Raw genomic sequence first — 2,139 nt, 5'->3', positions numbered from 1 at the left:
GGATTAAACACCACACCAATCGATTTAGTCTCTGGCAAAATCTCTTTGATCAGTTCAACGTGCTGACTAACAGGAGATAGATCCGATAAGCCAGTTACGTTTTTGCCTGGTTGCTCAAGTTGTTTAACCAGTTTTGCCCCGACAGGATCGGTTACAGCGGTAAAAACAACCGGGATAGAACGAGTTGCAGAAACGAGTGCCTGTGCTGTCGGTGTGGCGATACCGACCAACACATCAGGCTTTTCACCCACATACTGACGTGCAATTTGTACTGCAATAGCTGGGTTACCCTGAGCCGTTTTGTAATCAAACTCTAGATTTTTGCCTTGCTCATAACCTTTGGCTTTTAGACCATCAATAAGACCTTGGCGTGTCGCATCCAGTGCCGGATGTTCTACGATTTGAGAAACAGCTACTCGTGCTGTTTTTGCCATGATACTAGCGGAAGAGAGTAATGTAACACCTGCGAGAACGGCGGTCGCAATGACTTTTGTTGCTTTCATCTTAACTCCTTGATGGAATACCAAGTGTTGAATACTCAGAGCGTTTAAACCATTTCTCGGCCTAACAAACAGGAATATGTCACTTCAAATAGAAACGTCATACCACTGCCTACTTCTTTGCTGTCCTTACATCGAAGCGGTAGCGTCCTGAGTAATTGAATAGAACTTGGTATAAGCAATAATGTTGTGTGAGGTTTTATATGGGGTTTGTTCCCCTAGTTTTTTATGTTGCACAAAATCTGTACACACCAATATTAATACCAACATGCAGTGGAAAAGAAAAGCATCTTTTAACAATTATCCAACATTAAACAGACTACACTTGTTGTTCACTGTTTCACTGCGTGAATCAATAGGTTGCGTGGTGTCGTCTCTCTGGAACAAAACTGAGATACCGTTACATTGTAGCCCTGCTCACACATGTAGTTCGCTTTATCAAGCACTAGCCATAGCTCCAAAGCCCGACGAAACGGCTGCTGAACTAAGCTTATCCGCTCCATATTCCAGTACCTCGCCAAACCCAGACTCAAGTAATACTCAAAATCTAGCTCAGGTAGTGCAAAGCCCTTTTGGCCACTCGCCCAACGGCAGAATGCCTCAAAGCCATCAGCGAGCAGTGACTTCTTAATGCTCGGCACCGGTACATACTCATCCTTTTTCGTCACCTCACGCATCAACAAGTCAAAACCAAGACGAAAGCTCATCTCCTCCATCCGATGGCGCTTTACACGCTCTCCCCCTGTTACGGTTTCCTGCAAAGGAATTCGTAACTCATGACGAGTGAGATTAAGAGCCGATGCTTTTCCTAAACTAGACAGAGCCCGATAGCTATCACCCTCCACAAGGTGGTAGCAACACGGGGATAGGGTAATCGCAGGCAGTTGTTTCTCAGTAGCAAGGTCAATCAGAGCAGCATGCAAATCACCGCAAGCATGAAGCGCCACGGCATGCTGTCGCGGGTTTAGAGCCTCCACAGCCTGTGGTTTAAGAGCGTCTCCCTGAACAAACTGCATCGGTAAACCTTGCTTGTTCGCTTCTTGCTGCCCCGACTCACACAACATTTGTTGATATTCAAAGCTCGTCACTTTTTGTGCAGTCTGGCTGGCAAGTACCCGCCCCAAGAAACCTTTACCCGAACACCACTCTAACCATTCACTGCCATAATGATCGCTAATAGCAGCCTCCCCCATCGACAAGATCTGCTCTAGTTTTCTTCCCGGAACGCCATTGTCTACCCCTCTAGAAAGAGTCAGCCCCTTATTGGCTATCGTTGGTAATGTCGTCCAAGATTCAATTCTTTCAATGCACGGCAAATACACTGACATCTCTGCTACCAGTGCATCTGTATCTTGTTTGTAAGCTGAAATCTGCTGTGGGGAAAGTTGTTCTAGCCACTGACTGAGCGCGGGGTTCGCTTTAACCCAAGGCATGATCGGCTGTGCTGACACAAAGAAGGGTTCAAAACGCCAATAGGCTTGGGTTTCAACCAGAAATGAATCGAGTGATTGGAATTGATGTGACATGACTTCCCCCTAAACGCGCATTTTAGAGGGAAGTGCTTCGAGATGCTAGCGAACCGGAAGGTCGATATCTTTAAACATCTCTTCGATTTCGGCATTTGATTTAAGCGATAGAG

The 2,139-nt window shown here is 46.1% G+C and carries 2 protein-coding genes; both read right to left on the bottom strand.

Annotated features, from left to right (window positions below):
• A partial coding sequence (locus QTO00_RS18660; protein ID WP_331426104.1) for an ABC transporter substrate-binding protein occupies positions 1-503 on the bottom strand: 503 nt, incomplete at its 3' end.
• A gap of 329 nt (positions 504-832) precedes the next feature.
• On the bottom strand, positions 833-2,026 hold the full coding sequence (locus QTO00_RS18655) for a methyltransferase (RefSeq protein ID WP_331426103.1): 1,194 nt from the start codon (positions 2,024-2,026) through the stop codon (positions 833-835).
• Positions 2,027-2,139 lie beyond the last annotated feature (113 nt).

The organism is Vibrio sp. M260118 (assembly GCF_036533755.1).
Lineage (GTDB): Bacteria > Pseudomonadota > Gammaproteobacteria > Enterobacterales > Vibrionaceae > Vibrio.
Note: the sequence above shows the minus strand (reverse complement) of the source record. Positions and strands in the feature narration are given on the sequence as shown.